Below are 20,411 nucleotides of genomic sequence, written 5' to 3' on the forward strand. Positions count from 1 at the left end.
GAAACGCGACCGTCGAAGTGTGGCGAACGTTTCAGTCGTCGGCCGGCGTGGCTTCGACTTGTTCGCTGTCCGCTTCGACGTAGTACGTCTCGATGAACTCCTCGTCGATACGGTTGAGCTCCTCTTTCGGCAGCTCGCTGAGCAGCTCCCAGGCGAGGTCGAGCGTCTCCTCGACCGTTCGGTTCGTATCGAATCCCTGTTGGACGAACTCCGCCTCGAAGGCGTCCGCGAAGTCGAGATACTTGTTGTCCCGCTCCGAAAGCGCCTCCCGACCGACGATGTTCACGAGGTCGCGGAGGTCCTCACCCTCGGCGTACGCCGCGTACGCCTGATCGGACACGTCGCCGTGGTCCTCGCGGGTGAACCCTTCACCGATACCGTCGTCCATCAGCCGCGAGAGACTGGGCAGGACGTTGATCGGCGGCTCGATACCCTGGCTGTTGAGGTTCCGATCGATGTAGATCTGCCCCTCGGTGATGTACCCCGTCAGATCGGGAATCGGGTGCGTGTCGTCGTCGCCCGGCATCGTGAGAATCGGAATCTGGGTGACGGAGCCGTCACGACCTTCGATCCGGCCGGCACGCTCGTACAGCTGTGCGAGGTCGGTGTACATGTACCCGGGGTAGCCACGTCGCCCTGGGACCTCCTCGCGGGCCGCACCGATCTCACGCAGCGCCTCGCAGTAGTTGGTCATATCCGTGAGGATGACCAGCACGTGGTAATCCTCCTCGAAGGCGAGATACTCGGCGGTCGTCAGCGCCATCCGCGGCGTGACGGTCCGCTCGACTGCGGGGTCGTCCGCGAGGTTCATGAAGACGACCGATCGCTCCAGCGCGCCCGTGCGCTCGAAGTCGTCCATGAACTCGTTGGCCTCCTCTTGGGTGATACCCATCGCGCCGAAGATGACCGCGAACTCCGATCCCTCGTCGTCGCCTTCTTCCTCCTCGGGCACCGACGCCTGACGGGCGATCTGGAGCGCGAGGTCGTTGTGCGGCAGCCCCGATCCGGAGAAGATCGGCAGCTTCTGACCGCGGATAAGCGTGTTCATCCCGTCGATCGCCGAGACACCCGTCTGGATGAACTCACGCGGGTACTCCCGCGCCGTCGGGTTGATCGCTGCACCGACGATCGGTCGTTCCTCGTCGGGTTCGATTTCGGGACCGCCGTCGATCGGCTGTCCCGATCCCGATAGGACGCGCCCGAGCAGTTCTTCGGTTAGCGGCATCTGTAGCGTTTCGCCGAGGAATCGGACAGACGAGTCGCGGTCGATGCCCGAGGTCCCCTCGAACACCTGAATCGCGACGTATTCGGAGGTCGATTCGAGCACCTGTCCCCGGCGCGTTTCACCGTCCGGCGTCTCGATCTCGACCATCTCGTCGTAGCCGACCGGCTCGTCGATCTCGGCGAACACCAGCGGACCGCTGATCTCCGTTATGGTCTTGTATTCTTTTTGCATGGTCAGTAGAGCTCCCGGAGCTCGTCCGCAACATCGTCTTTTAGCTCTTGGATGTACTCCTCGTAGTTCTCCTGGGTGTTCATCCGGTTGAGTCGAGAGACGGAGTCGATGTCGATGATCTCCTCGACGGGGACGCCGGCCTCGAGCGCCTCGAACGCCTCCTCGTTGAAGTGCTGAATCGACGTCAGCATGAGGTAGGTCTTCTCCGGTTCGCAGTAGGTATCCACGTCGTGGAACGCGTTCTGCTGGAGCCATCCCTCGCGGATGTAGCGGGCGACCTCGAGCGTCAGCTGCTGGTCGTCCGGCAGCGCGTCCTTCCCGACGAGCTGAACGATCTCCTGAAGCTCGCTCTCCTCGTCGAGAACGTCGACGCCCCACTGTCGAACCTCGGGGTACTCCTCCTCGACGTTCTCGCGCCACCACGGATCGAGCTGTTCGGTGTACAGCGAGTACGACTCGTTCCAGTTGATCGAGGGGAAGTGCCGCCGTTCGGCCAGGTCCGCATCGAGCGCCCAGAAGCACTTGACGATACGGAGCGTGTTCTGCGTCACCGGCTCCGAGAAGTCCCCGCCTGGCGGCGAGACCGCGCCGATCGCGGAGATCGACCCCTCGCTGCCGTTGAGGTTCTGGAACTTGCCGGCACGCTCGTAGAACTCCGAGAGGCGGGCGGCCAGATACGCCGGGTAGCCCTCCTCGCCAGGCATCTCCTCGAGTCGCGAGGAGATCTCGCGCATCGCCTCCGCCCACCGCGAGGTGGAGTCGGCCATGAGCGCCACGTCGTAGCCCATATCTCGGTAGTACTCTGCGATCGTGATACCGGTGTACACACAGGACTCACGCGCCGCGACGGGCATGTTCGACGTGTTCGCGATGAGACACGTCCGCGACATGAGCGGTTTGCCGGTCTTCGGGTCCTCCAGTTCCGGGAAGTCCTCGATGACCTCGGTCATCTCGTTGCCGCGCTCGCCGCAGCCGACGTAGACGACGATGTCCGCGTCGGCCCACTTGGCGAGTTGGTGCTGCGTCACCGTCTTTCCAGAGCCGAACGGGCCCGGAATGGCGGCCGTCCCGCCCTTCGCGATCGGGAAGAGGCCGTCGAGGATGCGCTGACCGGAGATCAGCGGCGTCGTCGGCGTCTCCTTTTCCACCGTCGGGCGGGGTTCACGGACCGGCCACTCCTGGCGCATCGCGATCTCCTCGCCGTTGTCGAGTTCGGCGACCGTCTCGTCGACGGTGAAGTTCCCCGACTCGATGGCGGCGACCTCGCCGCCCTCGTAGCCCGGCGGCACCAACACTTTGTGGTCGATGCTCTCGGTCTCGGGGACGATGCCGACGACGTCGCCGGCGGTAACCTCGTCGCCGACCTCGACCTCGGGGTGGAACTCCCAGGTCTTCTCGAGGTCGATGCCGGGCGCGTCGACACCGCGGTCGAGGAACGCCCCCATCTTCTCTTCGAGAACGTCCAGCGGACGCTGGACGCCGTCGTAGATACTGTCCAACATACCCGGACCGAGATCGACCGACAGCGGCTCGCCGGTGTTCTCGACCGGTTCGCCCGGTGCGACGTCGGAGGTCTCCTCGTACACCTGAATGGTGGTCAGATCGCCTTCGATCTCGATGACCTCGCCCATCAGCCCTTCCTCGCCGACGTAGACGACATCGTTCATCCGGGCACCGAGATCGACCGCGGTCACGACGGGACCGCTGACGCTCTCGATCACGCCCTCGTCTGTGGTTTCGCTTGCAGTTGCTTGACTCATGATTACTCGTCCATCAGGTCGATGCCGATGGCGCGTTTGATCTGCTCGCGCAGATTACCCGAACCGGCGCCGCCACCCAGCGTGACGACGACCGGCTCGACACTCGTTTCGACCCGCTGTCGAACTGTACGTGAGAGATACTCGAAGTCCTCATCGTGCATGACGACGATTCCGACGCCCTCGTCTTCCAGCACCGAGGTGATGGCGTCGTCGAGTTTCTTGGACTTCTCGTCGTCCGGCACGCTCTCGAAACGGCGGACACCGGCGAGACGAAAGCCCGTCGTGAAGTCCGGGCTGCCGACGACGGCGATTTCCTCGCTCATTGTACCAGCTCCTCTTCGATCTCGTCGACGGGAATCCCGGCTTCGCGGCCGCGGGCGATCGCTCGGATGTTCTCGATCTCGCGCTCCTTCGCGAGCACGTACGAGAGTACCGGACAGATCGACAGCGGGTACCGGTTCGACAGCTTCTCGGAGTACTCGAGCAGCGCCGAATTCAGTGCGTGTTCGAACCCGATGAGACTCTCCGCGTTCTCGAGTTCGTCGAGCGCCTCGGTGAGGTCGTTCCCGTAGCTGCTCTCGCGGATCGCCGTCACCAACTCGTCGGGGTTCGACGCGAGCTGTCGGAGCTCCTCGCCGCCGAAGAGCCGCCCGCCGTCGATGAAGTACTCCGCCGGATCGATGTCCGCGCCGCTGCGCGCGATCCGCAGTGCGTTCCGGAGGTTTCGGAAGTCGATCTCCGCCTCCAGGAACTCCCGGTACAGCGCGTTCGGCGTGTCCGGCTCCGGCTGCCCGACGTCGTCGAGCAGGTGCGCGAAGAAGGCTCGATCGACCGCGTTTTCGAGCGGAACGAGCACGTCGGCGCTCTCGAAATCCTCGTAGGCGTCTTCCAGCGCGTCGCCGAAGATCGTCCCCGAGAGCGCCTCGGTGGCGTCCTCGATGCTCGTCGCCTCGAGGAGCCGATCGAGCGTCGCTCCGGCGAACTCGCCAGTCCGGATGAGGTCGTCTTCGACCTCCTCGCGGGGGGCATCCGTGTAGATGCCGCGAATGACCGTCTTGACGTTCCACGCGTCGAACTTCCGGAGGTAGTTCGCGATGTACTCGTACAGCGACCCGTCCGCCCACGTCAACAGGTCGTCGAAGTGCTTCGAGAGGTTCCGGTTCAACGCGTACTCGATGAGATCGACGCCAGAGTGGCGGGCACCCAACGCGTTCATCTCCGTCTCGTACTCAGTGTCCTCCATGAACCGGGCGATCTCGCTCGGTCCCATCCGGACCAGCTTTCGGTAATCGTCGGCGTCGAACAGCTTCGCTCGCCGCGACCGAACTCTCGCGGTGACGTATTCGTAGTTTGAACTCCCTTCGGTTTTGACGCTCATTCTTCGAAGAGGCGCGCGCTGATCTCGCGCAGGTTCTCCTCCCAGACGTCCTCGAGGACGGAGTCGAACGTGTTGTTCACTCGGACGCGCGACTCGTCGGATTCGACGACGATGCCGCCGAGGCAGTCGATCGGCTCGCCGACCTCGAAACCGTCGTAGTCCGCGACGATCGACTCCAGGAGCTCCGCGTCGCCTTCGGCGCCGCGAACGCGGACCGACTCCGCGTCGAACTCCTCGGCTGCGGCGTCCAAAAGCGATCGTGTCAGCTCCTCGCGCTCGTCGCCCTCGAGACTCTCGATCTGTGCTTCGACATCGTCGTGGACCTCCTCGAGGATTTCCCGACGCGCTTCGAGGCGAGCCTGCTTCGCCTCGAGCTTCGCGCCCGAAAGCTCCTGTTCGCGCTCTTGTTCGATCGCCCGCTCGACCTCGCGTTCGGCGTCGGAGACGATCTCCTCCGCGTCGCGCTCGGCCTCTGAGACGATCTCGTCGGCGCGCTCTTCCCCCGCCTCGCGTGTCTCGTCAGCGCGCGCGCGGGCTTCATCTCGGATGTCCTCTACGACCGTATCAAGGCTCATTGTTTGGAAAAGTTGGGTGTGGTTTAGACCACGAAGACGACGACCAGCGCCAGAATGACCAGTGTTTCCGGCAGGACCGTCAGGATGAGCCCTCGACCGAAAAGGTCCTCGTTCTCGGCCATCGCGCCGACCGCGGCGGCACCGATGCCGCGCTCCGCGTAGCCCGCACCGAACGCGGCGAGACCGACCGCAAGCGCGGCCGCTGCCGAGGGTTCCGTGAACGCTCCTTGGAGTGGTGCAACACTGCTTAGGGCAGTAGCAAGTTCAAACATGGTTTGTGTTCAGTTGGTATGGATTGACTGCTATCCGAACAGTCCGATATGTTCGCAGAGACTTCATAAAACTTCCCAAACGCCGATGAGAGCCGCCGTCACTATGCGTTGGTGATTCGCACAGCTCTCGGGACGGACACAAAAAAGAAGTACTGACGTGGGTTCAGTCTTCGGTCGTGTATCTCCGCTCGTAGCCGAACGGACTGTAGGGCTTGCCGCCGCCCTCGTAGAACTTGTTGAAGAACTCGACGTACTCGAGACGGATTCCCTGTAGACCCGCGCTCGTGATGCCGAGCAGGAGCACGAGGACGTGCCCGACGACGAAGATGAGCGCCCCGGCGAGGATCGCGACGACGAACATCGCGCCCTCGGCACCGTTGAGCAGGCCGCTGAACATGATGTCACCGTGGACCTGATCGAGGCTGTCGTAGTTGTTGTAGATGAAGTGGACGCCGCCTTCGGAGTCCTGGTAGGCACCGAGGACGAGCAGGTTGACCACGAACGCCATCCCGGCCTTCGCGAGCAGAACTGCGGCAATCCGGGTGTACGAGAGTACGTTCACGAAGACGTTCAGGCTCTCGAGGAGTCCGATCCCGCCCTCCCCGTAGACCAAGAGCGCGAGGCCGATCAGGCCGATGACGCCCGCGGCGATGCCGACCGTCTCGGAGAAGCCGGCGAACCCGAGCTCGTAGGCGACCTCCTGGGCACCGACCGTGTTTCCGGCGACGGTCGCGCCCTCGGCGTTGAACGTGGTGAAGAGCAGGTTCGGCTTGACCGACTGCAGGTGCGTGCTGAACACCCAGATCCACGCGCCCAACATGAGCATGAGCCACGAGACGTTCTCGGTGACGGCGTCGGCGATGCCGTGGCTGAGGTCGTCGAGGAAGCCGAAGACGTATCCGATCGACAGATGCAGCAGCCCAATCACCAGACTGATGACGAGCCACGCCCACGCGAACGCGATGCTCGCGGGTTCGAGCCCCTTGTCCATCGGTGCGCCCGGATGGCCGGTGATGGCCTCTCCGAGCCCGCCCTCGTAGCCCCAGACGACGTAGCCGAGTTCGTGCAGGCCGAAGAACTCGCCGTACAACACGCCGAAGATCGTCGTACAGATCCCGGCCCAGATAGCGACGCCACCGAGACTTCTGAATCCGGCGCTGTCGAACTTCGCCATCAGGAACCACCCCATCAGCATGTAGAGGATGCCGTATCCGACGTCGCCGATCATGAACCCGAAGAAGATCGGGAACGTGAGGAACAACACGAGCGTCGGATCGAGTTCGCTGTACTTCGGTCGGTTGATGACGCCGACCAGCATCTCGAACGGTTTGGCACCCGGACGGTTGTCCTGGATGACCGGCGGCGATCCGCCGCTCATCTCGTGTCCGCCGTCGGCGACCGCCTCGCCCTCGTGGCCCTCGTCGAGCTCCTCGCGGTCGTGCGCGTGGCCGTCCTCGTAGGACGCCCGTTCGAGTTCGTCGACCTCGACGTGATCGCCGACGCGGGTATCGAGCGTCTCGACGAGGTCGGTGACCTGTTCGCTGGGGATCCACCCCTCCGCGACGAAGGCGTTCTCCGTCATCGCGAACGTCAGCGGCGCTTCCCGTTTTTGCACTTCGATCGAGAGCTTCTCCTCGGCGGCGAGCAGGAAGCCCGCGACCTCGTGTTTCAGCTCCGCCAACCGGCTCTCGACCGTCTCGAGTTCGGATTCGAGGCCCTGTCTCGTGTGGGTCAGTTCCTCGACATAAGCCTCGGGGCTCGTGGCCCCGTCACCGTCCCCGAGGTCCGGGATCCCGTACTCGGTGAACGGCGTGCCGACGAGCGCGTCCTCGATGTCGACATCGGGGTACACGAACAGCGCGACGTAGTTGTCGTCCGTGTATAGCTCGTAGCTATCGACTTCCTCGGACGCCGCGAGCGACGACTCGATTTCGTCAGCGTCGCCCTCACCGACCGCGACGGTCAGCGAATCGTATCCCGACAACAGATCCAGGTCAATCCCGAGCGCGGCAAACGGCCGTGTCGAGTCGATCTGCTCCTCGATCTCGCGTATCTGGGCTTCCAGCTCCGAGCGTCGATCGTCGAGTTCGTTGACGCGCGTGCGAGTCTCTTCGAGCTCCGATTCGAGCTCGTCGTCGTCGATGATCCGGGTTCGTCCGGCGTCCTCCTCGTCGATACCAAGGGTGCTTTCGAGCGCGCGCACCGTGACGAGCTTCCCGGCGGCGTCCTCGGCCCCCTCGATCGGGTCGCCCGGCGAGAACCCCTCCCAGCTGCCGTCGTAGTCGGTGACGTGAACCAGGTTCAACTCGTGGACGGCCTCGATGGTCTCGTCCATCACGCGCTTGGATCCCGTTACCGAGACCCGGCTCATCCGTTTAGGTCTGAGACTGGACATCCACCGCCTCCTTGAACAGATCGACCGTGTATTCGACTACCTCCGTTCGGTTCTCCGCGGCGCGCGATTCGAGCGCCTCGCGTTCGGCGTCACCCTCGGCAAGGATCTCCTCCCGCTCGGCTTCGATCTCCTCGCGGGCGTCCTCGAGGCGCTCTTCTTTGAGCGATTGTGCCTCCTCCTGGGCGTTCTCCCGGATGCTATCGGCCTCTGATCGCGCCTCGGCGATGCGCTCCTCGCGCTCGGCCTCTGCCTCGGCGACGATGTCGTCGGCCTCCTCCTCGGCCTCTTTGATTCGGTCAAGAACCTCTGGCCTGGCCATAGTTATATCATCAGACGCTTCGGAAAGCGGCTATTTGGTAGTTGCGAAACGGATTTGGGAGTTTCGCCGATCGGTTCGGCGTTGCAGCCGCTCGAATCGTCCGAAAAAATCGGCCGTTGGCGACTACTCGATGTAGCCGAGGGCGTCCTCGATGCGGCCCAACTCCGGTCCGGTCGTCTCCGAGCCCGCGACGTATCCGTTGCTGTTCGCGATCAGCCCGGAGCCGACGAGCGGGCCGCCGTAGTTGATCGTCCCGATGTCGGCGTAGACGCCGAACAGTTCCTCCAGAAAGTCGAGCGTCTCGTCGGTCGTCTTGGGGTGACACAGAACGCCCTTGTTCGTGACCGCCGCCGCGGTCCCGACGGTTCGAACGTCCGCGATCATCCCGCGCTCCACCGGCACGTTGAGCGTGTCGCGCACCGCCTGAACGGCTTTTCGGGAGAGATCGGGATGAACGAAGGCTCCGTGATCGTTCGCCAACACGACGTTCCCGGCGGCGTTGATCCGTCCCGGCAGTTCGCCGACCGTGAGGTCCGTCCCCCTCTCGATCCGCTCGCGCTCGCGGTCCGTGATCCGCTCGCTGACGAGCAGCCCGTTCTCGTTGCCGACGGCGAGCGAGCCGACCGTGCCGGAGCCGGCGACCGTCGTCGGCACTGCCGGCACCTCGAGTTCGGCCTCGAAATCCGAGCGCAGCGACTCCTCGATATCCGGGCGAACGAGCAGACAATCGTCGGTTGCACGCCCGAAGACGCCGACGTATGCGGATCCGGAGAGCGCCGCGCGGAGCACGTTATGCGGTCTCTGCTTCGACGACGGCCTCGCCTTCCTCCTCGAAGCGGGCCGCTCGAACGCGGAGTTTCCGCGGGGGTTTCGCCCGCCCGCGCTCCCAGACCGCTTCGTTGATCGAGGGGTCAAGTCGGACGGAGTCCTCGTCGACTTTGAAGTGCTGAGCGAGGTGCGACCGGACGAGGCCCATCGCCTGGTCCGCGCGGTCGGTGTTCGAGCCGGCGAGGACGTCTCGGAGCGGGACGGTCATGACGCGCTCGTCGAATTCGGCGCTCATTCGTCAGTGTCACTCCGACGCCAGTTCCGGCGCTTGTGGTTCCGCATCGTGTCGCGGTCCGTCTTCATGATGACCCACGCGGGAACGCGGCTGTTCTGACGCTCCAGCTTCGCGAGCCGCTTCTTCTTGGCCTTCGATTTTTTACCCATAGTGGAGCATAGTTCCGTCGGAGCGTTTAAATTCTTGTTCCTTTGGGTGCGAGACTCCGAGTGTAATCGAGGAGTCTCGGAAAGGCGAGCGGAGAGCGAATGCGACCCGCGAGATGCGAGACTCCGAGTGTAATCGAGGAGTCTCGGAAAGACGAGCGGAGAGCGAATGCGACCCGCGAGATGCGAGACTCCGAGTGTAATCGAGGAGTCTCGGAAAGACGAGCGGAGAGCGAATCCACACCTACCGAAAGACAGCTCCCGAAATCGTGAGTGGATTATATTGCATTTTATAGCCAATACTGGGGTTGGGTGAGCTAATTCTCGTCCCGAACGAGGCGCCTCGGTCAGTTCTCGGCCGCCGCCGCCGGCGGTTCGTCGATCTCCTTCTGATACTTTTTGCGGAACTCGCCGATGAGTTGTCCCATCTTGGCGTACCAGTCGTTGAGCATCCGTTGCATGTCGTCGGCGATCTCGTCGGGGTCTGTCGGCCGGAACACGTGGTAGTAGCCGCCCTGATCGTAGTTGACCTGCTCTTTTTGCACGAATCCGCTCTGGAGTAACCGCTGGATCGAACGGTAGGCCGTCGATCGTTCTCGGTCGACGGCTTCGGCGATCTCGTCGACGGTGAGCGGTCCCGACGCCTCCGTCAGTACCTTGAATATCTCCTTGTCGAGCCCCTTCAGTCCGTGAATACATTCGAGCAGGCCCTCACACTGCATGTCCTGCTTGAGGTATTCGCTCATTGCGTCCGCCATTATGTCCAATGTAGGAATTCGGCGTTGATAAGTCTTTGCACATTTGGCACAATATTGCCCAGCCGTCCGGGTGTAACCGGCGATTCGGGACCGCTCGGTGCGTCCCACGGGACGGGACGAAACCGATGCTTCATACGTGTCGAGCCGAAGGCTATCGTAGGCGATCCGGAACCCATGACCGAAACGAGATCCCAAGTGCGCACGCACGTCGAGTCGAATCCGGGCGTCCACTTCAACGCCGTGAGCCGCGACCTCGACATCGCGACCGGACAGACGCAGTATCACCTTCGCCGGCTTCTCAAGGGCGGCTCCCTGCGGAGCTTGGAGGTGTGCGGCCGGACACACTACTTCCCGAACGGCTACTCGCGAACCGAGCAGGCGGCGATCGCGCTGTTACGTCGGGAGACGACGCGCGAGCTCGTCATGCTGTTGCTCGATCGCGAAACGGATCAGCCGGCGGAACTCGCCGACGCGGCCGACATCGCGCGCAGCACCGTCGAGTGGCACCTCTCGAACCTCATCGAGTACGATCTCGCCGAGAAGGTGTACGACGGTCGGACCGTTTCGGTTCGGTTGACGCGACCGGACCTGCTCAGAGAGACGCTCGTCGAGATCGACCCGAGCCTCCCGGACCGGCTCGTGGATCGCTTCTCGCGACTCGTCGACTCGCTGCTCGAGCAGTGACGGCCGACCTTGTTTCAGCATTGCACCAATTAGACTATTTCTCTCTCGACCCTACACCAAACATGGAACACCAGCGCATCACCGAGCACGGACCGACGCGACGAACGGTCTTGGCGACGATCGCGGTCGGTAGTGCGGGCGCACTCGCCGGCTGTCTCGGCGGCGGACGCGACGGCCCGGCCGCGATCTCCCTCGACGGCAGCGAGCAGTGTGACAACTGCGGGATGCGGATCGGGATGCACCCCGGTCCGGTCGGCGAAGCCTTCTACGGCGACGACGCGCCCCCGTCGCTCCCCGACGGCCGCGAAGACGGTATCGCGTGGTTCTGCAGCTCGACCTGCACGTACAACTATCTCCTCGAAAACGAGGAGCGGGGCCACGAGTCACAGACCGCCTACGCGACCGACTACTCGAGCGTCGAGTACGAGCTCCGCGACGACGGTGGCACGACCGTCATCAGCGCGCATCTCGATGCGGCGGCGTTCGCCAACCTTCACGACCTCACGTTCGTCGCCAACAGCGACGTCGAGGGCGCGATGGGTAAGTCGCTCATCGGCTTCACCTCTGAGGGCGACGCTGAGGCCTTCGCGGCCGAACACGGCGGCGAGCTGTTGACGCACGACGACGTGACGCGCGAGGTCCTGTCGGGCCTCGGGATGTAGCCCGGATCGTCGCTGTTTTCACCTTCGTATCGCGACGGCAGCAACGGCGAGCGAGCCGAGCCACCAAATCCCCAGTCCGACGGCGCTTGCGACCGGCGACGCCATCCGGGGGCCGGTCCCTGCCGTGACGGCGATCGTCGTCTCGAACACCAACCCTCGATACGCGCTGAGCGGACTGATCGCGAGCGAACTCACGAGGGAGGTCTCCGCTATGACTCCTCGCGCCACCCCGAACACGAGCGCGATGTCGGCCACGAACAGCACCACGAACAGCGAGGCGACCGCGGCGGCGATCGCCGTTCGGGCCGCGCTGGCTAGCGCCGACATCGCGATCGCGACGGCGAGCATGACCAGCGCGAAGCCGACCGTTAGGACGACGAACCGGAGATACAACCCCGGCGAATCAGCCCCCGTGTGGGTCGCATAGAACACGGGTCGGTACGACTCGGTGACGAATATCGGGAACATGAGCGCCGAAAGCGCGGTCGAGACGATCGCGGCGAGGCCGATCGCTCGACCGAGATACACGCCCACGACGACCTGCCAGGACGAAACGGGATACGTCCGCAGGACGTCGAGCACACCGCGACGCTCGTCGTCGACGATCGCCCGATACCCAAACGCGAACGCGATGACCGGAATCAGGAGCTCAAGCGGCGTCAACAGGTCGATGATCGTCGAGACGTACCCGACCTGCACCCCGCCGCCGAACCAGGCGATCCCGAACAGAACGCCGATGAAGCCGATCCAGACCCCGATGTCGGTCCGGTCCAGTACTGCGGTCGAGAGCTCCCGCCGAATCAGCGTTCGAAGCGTCACCAGCGTGTTCGGCGTCCGAGGAGACGTGGCGGTTTCGCACGCGTCGGACTCCGACTCCGTCGGCGCGCTCACGTCGATCCCCCCCGAACGCTGACCGTCTTCGAATCCCCGGCGACGGCCGCGTCGAACGCGTCGAGCAGCGATTCGGTCCCGAGCTCTCCGTTGAGATCCGCGGGCGCACCGATCCGCGCGACCGTGCCGTCGTCGAGCAGCACCACCCGGCCGGCGGTGCGTTCGACCAACGCGAGGTTGTGCGAGCTCACCAACACGGCCGCCCCCGCCGCGGCGAGCTCCTCGGCGATCTCGAAGATGCGGACGCTCATCCCCGGGTCGAGGCCGCTCGCGGGCTCGTCGAGGACCACGAGTGGCGGGTCGCCGACGGTCGCCTGCGCGATCCCGGCGAGCCGCGTCATCCCGCCCGAGAGCGCCCCGACTGCCCGATCGGTCGCCGCACCCAACCCGACCCGTTCGAGCCGCCGGACTGTGTCGGCCTCGGTCTCCCCGACGAGCGATCCGTAAAACGCGATCGCCTGTTTGACGGTCTGTCCCGGTCGAAACGCCGGCCGCTGTTGGAGGTATCCGATCGGCCTCGGAACGTCCGGGATGCGGTAGTCTACGGTTCCCGCGGTCGGTTCCTGGAGGCCGACGATGTCGCGAATGAGCGTGGTCTTCCCTGCGCCGTTCGGCCCGATGATCGCCGTCACCTCTCCCGCGGGCACGTCGAACGAGACGTCCTCGAGAACGTCTATTCGGCCGTAGGTGTGTCCCAGCCCGTCGATCTCGACGATCGGTGGCCTCGTGGCTGTTGTCGGCTCCGCTTTCGCCGTCGATCCTGTCGTCGTCGCGTTTGCTGACTCACTCATGCTCTCGTCTCCAGTTCGTCGAGCCGCCCGTCGGACCGACAGATCGGCTCAGTGTCGCCCCGCCCCGTCCGCTCGAACCACTCGGCGTTGACCGGCGCACACAGCGGCGCGGTGTCGATCACCTCGTCGGCCCGCATGCCAGGAACGGCTCCTTGGAAGCCCGCGAGCGCGTCGATCGCCGGGGCTCGCGCGAGGGTTCCGGCCCCGTCGACCCGATGGAGGCGGCCGTCGACGGGATCCGTCGGGGTGTAGGGTCGCTGGATGACGGTCCCGTCGGTCGATCCGACCGCGCCCTCCCAGTAGTTACCCTCGCCGTCGTGGCTCCAGACGCGGAGCCGCCCGCTGCTGACGGCGACGTGTCGCTCGTTGTCGACGAAGTCGTTGTGCGTGACCCGGTTGGTCGGAAGCTGCGCCCACGTCTCCGCACCGTCGCGGTTGTCGGCGATGACGTTGCCCTCGATGATCGAGGCGGTCGCGTCGATCCGGAGCCCGAGATAGCTTTCCGTCAGAACGTTGTCGGCGATGTAGGAGTTCGAGCCGCCGACGATGAGTGCCGTTTCGGTGTCGGATATCCGGTTTCCGACGACGGCGTTCCGCTGTGGCCCGGTCATCACGTGGATGCCGGTGAACTCCTGGCCGGAAACGACGTTGCCGGATACCAGCGAGTCGGACGTGAACATCAGGTGAACACCCATCCGATTGCCGCGGATCTCGTTGTTCCGAATCACGATCCCGTGAGCGCGGTGGGTGTAGACTCCATCCAACCCGCCGAGGAACGTCGAGTGCTCGACGACACCGGGCGAGCGCATCGCGACGAGCCCCATGTGTCCCTCCCGGTAGTTCTCGCGCCCGACGACGGCGATGTTTCGGACGACGACACCGGGCGAGTCGTAGAGGATGACGCCTGCGGCGTCTGTATCGATACTCAGGTCGGCGATGAGAACGTCTTGCGCAGTCTCGACGGCGATCGCGGTGTCACCCGTCGCGTAATCCTCCTCGACGTCCTCGTCCCAGTAGTCGTCCCCGACCGTGTCGCCGCTGTCGTGGCTCGCATCGCCGAGCCGGTGGCTGTGGTCGTCCACCACCGCCGCGTCCGGGGTGCCGTTCCCAACGCCGGAGACATCGACCCCGACGATGGCCGACCGGGACGCGCGAACCACCAAGACGGTGCTGTTCCCGTCCCCAACGATGTTCGCGTCCCCCTCCCCTCGGAGCGTCACCGGTCTGTCGATCTCGACCGGCTCCTCGACCTCGTGGATACCCTCGGGGACGAGCACCGTCGTGTTCGGCGATGCGGCCTCGATGGCGTCCTGCACCGTCGTCCCATTCTCGCCGACGACGGCTCCGACTGGACGATCGCGGAGCGCGGACCGCGATTCGACCACGCGGTCGGCCTCGACCCGCTGTGTCCGAACACGATCGCGGACGGTGTCGGCGTCGTCGAGTTCGATGTCGGCCTCCAACAGCGCGTCCCACCCCAAAATCCGACCGCCGTGCTCGTCGGCGAACGCCCGCGCGTCGTCGCGGTCACCGAACGGCAGGATCGCCGTCCGTCCCGAGGGCATCCGCGCGTCGCTGTCGACGACGTAGACGGCCGATTCGGGCGCGATCCAGCCCGGATCGTGGTCGCTCCGCGGGAGACCATCGTCCGTCAGTCCAGGGTCGAGATCGGCGTAGTCCGTGACGTACGCCGCGGCGGGGAACCCGAACTGCCGCTCGTGCGTCGGCTCGCGCTGGGCGGCGACGAACGAGTCGACGCCGTAATAACCGACCACGTAGGGGTACTGCGAGTAGAACACCTCCATTCGGGGCAGTTCGATATCCTCGGACTCGTCTCCCAGGCGCAGCTCGTCCTCGAGCGTCAGCCCGACCGAAACGGTCTCGTCGAAATCGACCGGCTCCGGCGTGGCCGATCCGAAATCGACGACGAACAGGCCGATCGATCCCCCGAGCACGACGACGCCGACCGCGACGGCGAGCACCGTCCCGGAGCCGCGATCGCGGTTGGCATCCGCGTCGTCCACCGGTCGTGTTGGCGTCATTCGTCGTGCTCGTGGCCGTGTCCGCTCCCGCGCTGTAACCGATCGATGATCACGGGATCGATCTCCTCGAACGAGAGGGCGATACCACCGTGCTCGGCGGCGAACGCCTCCGCTTCCGCCTCGTCCGAGAAGGGGTGCAACGCCGGCCCCATCCCGCCCATCACCTCGCTCTCGGCGACGTAGGTGAGGTCGGCCGCCTCGCCGAAGGTCTCCGCCGCCGTCGGGGACGGCATCTGTAACCGGCCGTCCCGCTCCGTCAGTTCGTACTCGACCTGCGAGAAGTCGGTCACGTAGACGACGCGGGGCTCCCAGCCGCGATCGAGCCGACCGAAGTGATACGGGAACAGCCCGAACACCAGCGTGTGAAACCACGCCGGGTTCTCGCCCCGATCGGGCGCGTTTTCGGCGTAAAACACCTGTCCGTTCGCACCGCCGTGCCGTCCGATCACCATCCCGCCGTGGTCGTCGTACTTTCCACCGGAGAGGTCGACCGGTTCGGGGACGTCCCCCTCCATACCGGAGGCCCCCCGACCGAGACAACCAGCGAGGCCACCGCCGGCGAGGATGATACCAGATGCCAACAGCGCTCGACGGTTCATACCTGACAGTACACCCCATTCTGACAAACGACTATTGGTACGATTTTCGAACCGCAGACCGGGGGACGACGATTCGATCGAACGAGCGACGGCTACCGGTCCCGACGCGCGTCTTCGTAGCTGCGAAGCGCCGGTTCGAGCACGTGATCGGTGACGACACGGCGGATGCCACTCAAAACGGACTCGGATCGGCCGACGAAAATAACGATCACTGCGAGACTCGACGCGGTCCACGCGAACAGTCCGGCGATCGCGGCGGTCACGTCGATTGCCCGTCCCGTGTCGGTCGCGACGCCGACGACCGTCTCGAGTACGAGCCCGCGGTAGGCGGCGTTCGGACTCACCGCGAGCGCCGTCTCTAGGAACTCGTCGCCGATCGAGTCAGCCGTGACCCCCGCCAACACCAGGAGGTCACCGCCTGCGACGACCGCGACGAGAATGGCGAGTGCGGCCGCGAGGGCCGCTCGTCCCGTTCGGACGACGACCGCCGCCGCCATCGTCATCGCCAACACGACGGCCCCAAAGCAGATCGTCAACGCGATGAACCGGACGAACAACACCGGTGAATCGATCCCTCGGTGCACCGCGAACACTCGCGATTCGGGCCCGCCGACCAACGACACGGCGACGCCGACGACGGCGAGTGGGCCGCCGACGATACCCGCCAGTCCCACCAACCGCCCTGCGAAGACGCCACTGACGAGGGACGCGTTCGAGACCGGATACGTCCGGAGGACCGAGCGATCGTCGTTGTCGCCGCTGAAGGCCCGGTACCCGAGCGCAACCGCGACCAGCGGAACGAGCAACTCGAGCGGCAAGAGCAGGTCGACGGCAGCCGGAACGTACCCCCCTCCGATCCCACCCCCTGCTCGGAGTATGCCCGCGAACACGGCGAGGAGTCCGGCCGACAAGAACAGGTAACTCCGGGTTCTGGCGACGGTCGAAAGCTCGCGCCACGCGACCGGACCGAATCCGTCGAGTCGGCTCATCGGTTCCCCCCGACCACTTCGACGCGGTCGGTTTCGCCCACGATGGCGTTCAACACGCCGCGGAGCGAATCGGTCTCGAATCGTGAGTACAATTCCTCGAGCGTCCCCGATGCGGCGACCGTCCCCCGATTCAACACGAGCACGTCGTCGGCCGTCTCTTCGACGAGCGCCATGTCGTGCGAGCTGATGAGCACCGTCCGCTTCTCGCCAGCCATCCGAGCTGCCGTCTCGAAGACGTGCTCGCTCATGTTCGGATCCAGTCCGCTCGCGGGCTCGTCGAGGACCACGAGCGGGGGATCGCCGACGGTCGCCTGCGCGATGCCGAGCAGCTGTCGCATCCCGCCCGAGAGGTTCTCGACGTTCCGGTCGGCGGCGTCCACCAAGCCGACGCGATCGAGCAACGCCTCCGGATCGCCGCCGTCGAGCAGCGACGAGTAGAACGCGAGCGTCTCGGCTGCGGTGAATCCAGCGCGAAAGGTCGGCTGTTGGGGGAGATAGCCGATCGTCCGGTCGGTGTCCGGCCCCTCGTAGGAGACGACGCCGTCCGTCGGCCGAAGATCGCCGACGAGCGTCCGGAGCAGCGTCGTCTTCCCGGAGCCGTTGGGACCGATGACGGCGACGACCGAGCCCGACGACACGGAAAACGAGACGTTCGCGATGACGTCGACCGGGCCGAACGACTTCGACACGCCGTCGACCCGAAGCACGGTCTCCTCGCTCACGCCGAACACACCTCCCCGGCGCTCGCGTTTCCGTTCGAAAGCGCCCGCGCGGTCTCCAACCGGGCCGGCTGCTTCGGTGCGTCGCGCGGTGTGGCATCGATCACGCTGTTGTCCCGCATCCCCGGTGCCGATCCGCGGAGCGTCCGAAGGCCGCGCACAATCGGTCCGTCCGCGAGCGTCCGGGCCGCCCCGGTCCGGTGGAGTCGGCCGTCGACGGGATCGGTCGGACTGTACGGCCGGTTCAGCCCCTCGGCACCGCTCCAGTAGTTGCCCTCGCCGTCGTTGCTCCAGACCCGAAGCGGTCCGCTCGTCGCTCGAACGTGCCGTTCGTTGTCGGCGACATCGTTGCCGACGACGACGCTGGTCGGAAAGACCGACGAGGCCCGGAAACCGACTGCGTTTCCGACGATTGTGTTGTCGGCGTACAGCGAGTTCCGTGCGCTCGTCGAGATCGCCTGCCCGGTGTTGATGACGGTGTTGTTCCCGACGTACGCGTCCGAGCCGCTCGTCGCGATCCCCTGCCGGGTCTCTGCGACGACGTTGTCGGCGATGGCCACGCCCGAGGGGCTCGTCATAATGACGACGCCGGACAGCTCCTGTTCGATCGCGCAGTTCCCAGCCACGAGCGCATCCGAGGTGTACATCAGGTGGACGCCGAAGCGGCCGCCGACGAACCGGTTATCGCGTACCGTGATCCCGCCGGATCGGTGGCTATACACCCCGTCTCGCCCGTCCTCGAACGTCGAGCGCTGCACGACCGCCGGTGAGCGTATCGCGACGACGCTCATGAACCCGTCCACCGGCTCGCTCGCGCCGCGTATCCGAACGCCATCGACGACGGCGCGGTCGACGTCCCTGAGGACGATCCCGGAGGCGGGCGTTTCGGCGCTGACCCCAGCGACGAGCAGCCGATCGACGCCGTCCGCGGTGACCGCGGCGTCGGAGTAGCCGTACGCCTCCTCAGTCTGGCGATCCCAGCTGGCTCGATCCTCGTCGACCGACGGATCCTCAGCTTGCAGCGAATCGCCGATCCCGTCGATCTCGACGCCCGAGATCGCCACATCGTCGGATCCGACGGTGACGACGGTTCCGTTGCCGTCGCCGTCGATCGTCGCCCCGTCACCGACGATCGTGACCGGTTTCGCGATCTCGATCGGGCCCGCGTAGGTCCCCGGCGGCAGCCGGATCGTCGTGTTGGGTTCCGCCGCCGCGAGGGCCGCCCGAAGCGTCGGTTCGTCCTCGCCGACGACGATCCCCGTCGGCCGGTCGAGCAGCTCGCGAGCGTCCCGGACCCGGTCGTCCGCGCCGGCGTGCTGGGACGCGATCCGATCGCGGGCGACCGAGCCGTCGTCGCGTCGCGTCTCGAACCGGGCGCGCTCGTCCCAGCCGACCACCCACCCGCCGTGTTCCGACGCGAACGCCGCCGCACCGGCTCGGTCGGCGAACGCGACGGGCGTCGGACCGGCCGGCGTCCGCGCGTCGCTTCCGGTCACGAAATACGCCTCATCGGCCCGCACCCACTCGTCCGTGTTCTCGCCCACGAGGTGGCCGGACTCGTCGAGCGACACCTCTGCCGGCGCGGCTTCGACGTACACGACGAGCGGATAGCCGAACTGCTGCTCGACGAGCGGGTCGTCGACCGCCGCCGCCGCGAGTTCGACCCCGCGGTAGCCGACGACGTACGGGTACTGTGAGTATGCGATCTGCGCTCGGGGGAGCAACTGTTCCGCGCCGAGCGCCTGCCGCTCTTCGAGCGTCAACCCCATCGCGACGGTCTCGTCGAAGTCGGCCGGCTCCGGCGCGGACGCGCCCGGTGACACGACGAACGACCCGACACCGACGAGCACGAAAAGAGAACAGCCTATCGCGACTGCGACTCGAAGCGTCATGGTTGCACTGACCCTATCGGTGCTGATATGCCGTCTGGTGTGGCATTCGAATTCGAGCCCATTCGTTCCATCTCAGTCTCGTATGGACGGTGTGGGCGCCACGAATATAATCACCGCGTCGGCGTGAAAACCGGCTCGGGTGGGTGCCGATCAGTAGAACTCGCGAACGAGGTCCATCGCGTCTTCGGGCGCGCCGTCCGGGACGTCCGTCATCGGCCCCTCGACACCCTCTCGCTTCTCGTAGCCGACGGAGTTTTCGTCCTGGTAGATGACGCCTTGGTACTCCTTACTGCGGTCGAGGATGAGCTCCTTGGCGTCGTCGTAGTCCGTCGGATCGTGGTCGAACTCCTCGTCGCCGACGTCGACGATCGAGTCGCGGAAGTAGTCGTACGTGTCGACGTCGTTGAACGTCACGCAGGGCGAGTAGACGTTGACGAAGCCGAAGCCGTCGTGCTCGATCGCCTGTTGGACGATCTCGGCGTGTCGCTGCGAGTCCGAGGAGAACGACTGGGCAATGAACGTTCCGCCCGCGGCGAGCGCCAACGCGAGGGGGTTGACCGGCTGTTGGTTCGTCCCGCTTGGGGAGGTCGAGGTCTCGAAGTCCTCCCGCGAGGTCGGCGAGAACTGCCCCTTCGTCAGCCCGTAGATCCGGTTATCCATCACGACGTAGGTCATATCGACGTTCCGCCGCACCGCGTGGACGAAGTGCCCCGCGCCGATCGAGTAGCCGTCGCCGTCGCCGCCGGCGACCATCACTTCGAGTTCGGGGTTGGCGATCTTCACGCCGGTGCCGACCGGCAGGGCGCGACCGTGGACGCCGTGCAGCGCGTAGCTGTGCATGTACGTCCCGATCTTTCCGGAACAGCCGATCCCGGCGACGACGAACGTGTTGTCGGGGTCGTTGCCGGTCTCGGCGAGCGCTTTCATCATCCCGTTCATCGTCCCGAAGTCGCCGCAGCCGGGACACCACGTCGGTTGCTTGTCTGATTTGAAGTCGGTGAATCGAACGTTCGAACTCAT

Annotated in this window: 22 protein-coding genes; 2 read left to right on the plus strand and 20 right to left on the minus strand. The window is 65.3% G+C overall.

Features of this window, described 5'->3' with window-relative positions:
* Positions 1 to 31: 31 nt before the first annotated feature.
* The 12 genes from DM868_RS12785 to DM868_RS12840 form a co-directional block, all read right to left on the minus strand.
* Positions 32 to 1,456 carry an ATP synthase subunit B gene (locus DM868_RS12785; RefSeq protein ID WP_137277220.1) on the minus strand — a complete coding sequence of 475 codons (1,425 nt, stop codon included), beginning with the start codon at positions 1,454 to 1,456 and terminating at the stop codon, positions 32 to 34.
* 2 nt (positions 1,457 to 1,458) lie between these two features.
* The gene (locus tag DM868_RS12790) at positions 1,459 to 3,216 is read right to left on the minus strand and encodes an ATP synthase subunit A (RefSeq protein ID WP_137277221.1); all 1,758 of its coding nucleotides are present in this window, start codon (positions 3,214 to 3,216) and stop codon (positions 1,459 to 1,461) included.
* Positions 3,217 to 3,218: 2 nt separating this feature from the next.
* Entirely contained in the window at positions 3,219 to 3,539 is a 321-nt protein-coding gene (locus DM868_RS12795) for a V-type ATP synthase subunit F (RefSeq protein ID WP_137277222.1), read from the minus strand.
* Positions 3,536 to 4,594 (minus strand): V-type ATP synthase subunit C, encoded by a 1,059-nt coding sequence (locus DM868_RS12800; protein ID WP_137277223.1) that lies wholly within the window; start codon positions 4,592 to 4,594, stop codon positions 3,536 to 3,538. Before DM868_RS12800 ends, DM868_RS12795 begins: the two co-directional genes overlap by 4 nt.
* Positions 4,591 to 5,169 (minus strand): V-type ATP synthase subunit E, encoded by a 579-nt coding sequence (locus DM868_RS12805; RefSeq protein ID WP_137277225.1) that lies wholly within the window; start codon positions 5,167 to 5,169, stop codon positions 4,591 to 4,593. The genes DM868_RS12800 and DM868_RS12805 overlap by 4 nt, the downstream gene beginning before the upstream one ends.
* A 23-nt stretch (positions 5,170 to 5,192) precedes the next feature.
* The gene (locus DM868_RS12810; RefSeq protein WP_137277226.1) at positions 5,193 to 5,441 is read right to left on the minus strand and encodes a hypothetical protein; all 249 of its coding nucleotides are present in this window, start codon (positions 5,439 to 5,441) and stop codon (positions 5,193 to 5,195) included.
* Between the two features lie 163 nt (positions 5,442 to 5,604).
* Entirely contained in the window at positions 5,605 to 7,776 is a 2,172-nt protein-coding gene (locus tag DM868_RS12815; protein ID WP_246049124.1) for a V-type ATP synthase subunit I, read from the minus strand.
* Positions 7,777 to 7,816: 40 nt separating this feature from the next.
* Positions 7,817 to 8,155, minus strand: coding sequence for an ATP synthase archaeal subunit H (ahaH, locus tag DM868_RS12820; RefSeq protein WP_137277228.1), 339 nt, complete (start codon positions 8,153 to 8,155; stop codon positions 7,817 to 7,819).
* A gap of 123 nt (positions 8,156 to 8,278) precedes the next feature.
* Positions 8,279 to 8,944: a translation initiation factor IF-6 gene (locus DM868_RS12825; RefSeq protein WP_137277230.1), complete on the minus strand. Its 666-nt coding sequence runs from the start codon at positions 8,942 to 8,944 to the stop codon at positions 8,279 to 8,281.
* A 1-nt stretch (position 8,945) separates the two neighbouring features.
* Positions 8,946 to 9,218: a 50S ribosomal protein L31e gene (locus DM868_RS12830; protein ID WP_137277231.1), complete on the minus strand. Its 273-nt coding sequence runs from the start codon at positions 9,216 to 9,218 to the stop codon at positions 8,946 to 8,948.
* The gene (locus DM868_RS12835) at positions 9,215 to 9,367 is read right to left on the minus strand and encodes a 50S ribosomal protein L39e (RefSeq protein WP_137277233.1); all 153 of its coding nucleotides are present in this window, start codon (positions 9,365 to 9,367) and stop codon (positions 9,215 to 9,217) included. Before DM868_RS12835 ends, DM868_RS12830 begins: the two co-directional genes overlap by 4 nt.
* Before the next feature lie 344 nt (positions 9,368 to 9,711).
* Entirely contained in the window at positions 9,712 to 10,122 is a 411-nt protein-coding gene (locus DM868_RS12840) for a helix-turn-helix domain-containing protein (RefSeq protein ID WP_137277235.1), read from the minus strand.
* 174 nt (positions 10,123 to 10,296) lie between these two features.
* Between DM868_RS12840 and DM868_RS12845 the strand changes: the two genes are divergently transcribed.
* On the plus strand, positions 10,297 to 10,806 hold the full coding sequence (locus DM868_RS12845) for a winged helix-turn-helix transcriptional regulator (RefSeq protein ID WP_137277236.1): 510 nt from the start codon (positions 10,297 to 10,299) through the stop codon (positions 10,804 to 10,806).
* Between the two features lie 62 nt (positions 10,807 to 10,868).
* Positions 10,869 to 11,468: a nitrous oxide reductase accessory protein NosL gene (locus tag DM868_RS12850; protein WP_137277238.1), complete on the plus strand. Its 600-nt coding sequence runs from the start codon at positions 10,869 to 10,871 to the stop codon at positions 11,466 to 11,468.
* An 18-nt stretch (positions 11,469 to 11,486) separates the two neighbouring features.
* Here DM868_RS12850 and DM868_RS12855 read toward each other — a convergent pair whose 3' ends face one another.
* From DM868_RS12855 to DM868_RS12890, 8 genes are all read right to left on the minus strand, one after another.
* A complete protein-coding gene (locus DM868_RS12855; RefSeq protein ID WP_137277240.1) occupies positions 11,487 to 12,359 on the minus strand; it encodes an ABC transporter permease in 873 nt (290 codons plus the stop codon).
* Positions 12,356 to 13,150 carry an ABC transporter ATP-binding protein gene (locus DM868_RS12860; RefSeq protein WP_137277241.1) on the minus strand — a complete coding sequence of 265 codons (795 nt, stop codon included), beginning with the start codon at positions 13,148 to 13,150 and terminating at the stop codon, positions 12,356 to 12,358. The genes DM868_RS12855 and DM868_RS12860 overlap by 4 nt, the downstream gene beginning before the upstream one ends.
* Entirely contained in the window at positions 13,147 to 15,192 is a 2,046-nt protein-coding gene (locus DM868_RS12865; RefSeq protein WP_137277242.1) for a NosD domain-containing protein, read from the minus strand. Before DM868_RS12865 ends, DM868_RS12860 begins: the two co-directional genes overlap by 4 nt.
* Positions 15,189 to 15,791: a nitrous oxide reductase accessory protein NosL gene (locus tag DM868_RS12870; RefSeq protein WP_137277244.1), complete on the minus strand. Its 603-nt coding sequence runs from the start codon at positions 15,789 to 15,791 to the stop codon at positions 15,189 to 15,191. Before DM868_RS12870 ends, DM868_RS12865 begins: the two co-directional genes overlap by 4 nt.
* A gap of 92 nt (positions 15,792 to 15,883) precedes the next feature.
* The gene (locus DM868_RS12875; protein WP_137277246.1) at positions 15,884 to 16,780 is read right to left on the minus strand and encodes an ABC transporter permease subunit; all 897 of its coding nucleotides are present in this window, start codon (positions 16,778 to 16,780) and stop codon (positions 15,884 to 15,886) included.
* Entirely contained in the window at positions 16,777 to 17,502 is a 726-nt protein-coding gene (locus DM868_RS12880) for an ABC transporter ATP-binding protein (protein ID WP_137277247.1), read from the minus strand. Before DM868_RS12880 ends, DM868_RS12875 begins: the two co-directional genes overlap by 4 nt.
* Complete coding sequence (locus DM868_RS12885; RefSeq protein ID WP_137277249.1) at positions 17,499 to 19,391, minus strand: NosD domain-containing protein; 1,893 nt, start codon at positions 19,389 to 19,391, stop codon at positions 17,499 to 17,501. Before DM868_RS12885 ends, DM868_RS12880 begins: the two co-directional genes overlap by 4 nt.
* Positions 19,392 to 19,541: 150 nt before the next feature.
* Entirely contained in the window at positions 19,542 to 20,411 is an 870-nt protein-coding gene (locus DM868_RS12890; protein ID WP_137277251.1) for a 2-oxoacid:ferredoxin oxidoreductase subunit beta, read from the minus strand.

Source organism: Natronomonas salsuginis, from assembly GCF_005239135.1.
Taxonomy (GTDB): domain Archaea; phylum Halobacteriota; class Halobacteria; order Halobacteriales; family Haloarculaceae; genus Natronomonas; species Natronomonas salsuginis.

Coding starts and splice junctions, on each gene's coding strand:
- DM868_RS12845 (WP_137277236.1), top strand. CDS start 10,297: ATGACCGAAACGAGATCCCAAGTGCGCACGCACGTCGAGTCGAATCCG.
- DM868_RS12850 (WP_137277238.1), top strand. CDS start 10,869: ATGGAACACCAGCGCATCACCGAGCACGGACCGACGCGACGAACGGTC.
- DM868_RS12840 (WP_137277235.1), bottom strand. CDS start 10,122: ATGGCGGACGCAATGAGCGAATACCTCAAGCAGGACATGCAGTGTGAG.
- DM868_RS12830 (WP_137277231.1), bottom strand. CDS start 9,218: ATGAGCGCCGAATTCGACGAGCGCGTCATGACCGTCCCGCTCCGAGAC.
- ahaH (WP_137277228.1), bottom strand. CDS start 8,155: ATGGCCAGGCCAGAGGTTCTTGACCGAATCAAAGAGGCCGAGGAGGAG.
- DM868_RS12875 (WP_137277246.1), bottom strand. CDS start 16,780: ATGAGCCGACTCGACGGATTCGGTCCGGTCGCGTGGCGCGAGCTTTCG.
- DM868_RS12800 (WP_137277223.1), bottom strand. CDS start 4,594: ATGAGCGTCAAAACCGAAGGGAGTTCAAACTACGAATACGTCACCGCG.
- DM868_RS12870 (WP_137277244.1), bottom strand. CDS start 15,791: ATGAACCGTCGAGCGCTGTTGGCATCTGGTATCATCCTCGCCGGCGGT.
- DM868_RS12810 (WP_137277226.1), bottom strand. CDS start 5,441: ATGTTTGAACTTGCTACTGCCCTAAGCAGTGTTGCACCACTCCAAGGA.
- DM868_RS12795 (WP_137277222.1), bottom strand. CDS start 3,539: ATGAGCGAGGAAATCGCCGTCGTCGGCAGCCCGGACTTCACGACGGGC.
- DM868_RS12860 (WP_137277241.1), bottom strand. CDS start 13,150: ATGAGTGAGTCAGCAAACGCGACGACGACAGGATCGACGGCGAAAGCG.
- DM868_RS12865 (WP_137277242.1), bottom strand. CDS start 15,192: ATGACGCCAACACGACCGGTGGACGACGCGGATGCCAACCGCGATCGC.
- DM868_RS12805 (WP_137277225.1), bottom strand. CDS start 5,169: ATGAGCCTTGATACGGTCGTAGAGGACATCCGAGATGAAGCCCGCGCG.
- DM868_RS12785 (WP_137277220.1), bottom strand. CDS start 1,456: ATGCAAAAAGAATACAAGACCATAACGGAGATCAGCGGTCCGCTGGTG.
- DM868_RS12835 (WP_137277233.1), bottom strand. CDS start 9,367: ATGGGTAAAAAATCGAAGGCCAAGAAGAAGCGGCTCGCGAAGCTGGAG.
- DM868_RS12790 (WP_137277221.1), bottom strand. CDS start 3,216: ATGAGTCAAGCAACTGCAAGCGAAACCACAGACGAGGGCGTGATCGAG.
- DM868_RS12885 (WP_137277249.1), bottom strand. CDS start 19,391: ATGACGCTTCGAGTCGCAGTCGCGATAGGCTGTTCTCTTTTCGTGCTC.
- DM868_RS12815 (WP_246049124.1), bottom strand. CDS start 7,776: ATGGACGAGACCATCGAGGCCGTCCACGAGTTGAACCTGGTTCACGTC.
- DM868_RS12890 (WP_137277251.1), bottom strand. CDS start 20,411: ATGAGTTCGAACGTTCGATTCACCGACTTCAAATCAGACAAGCAACCG.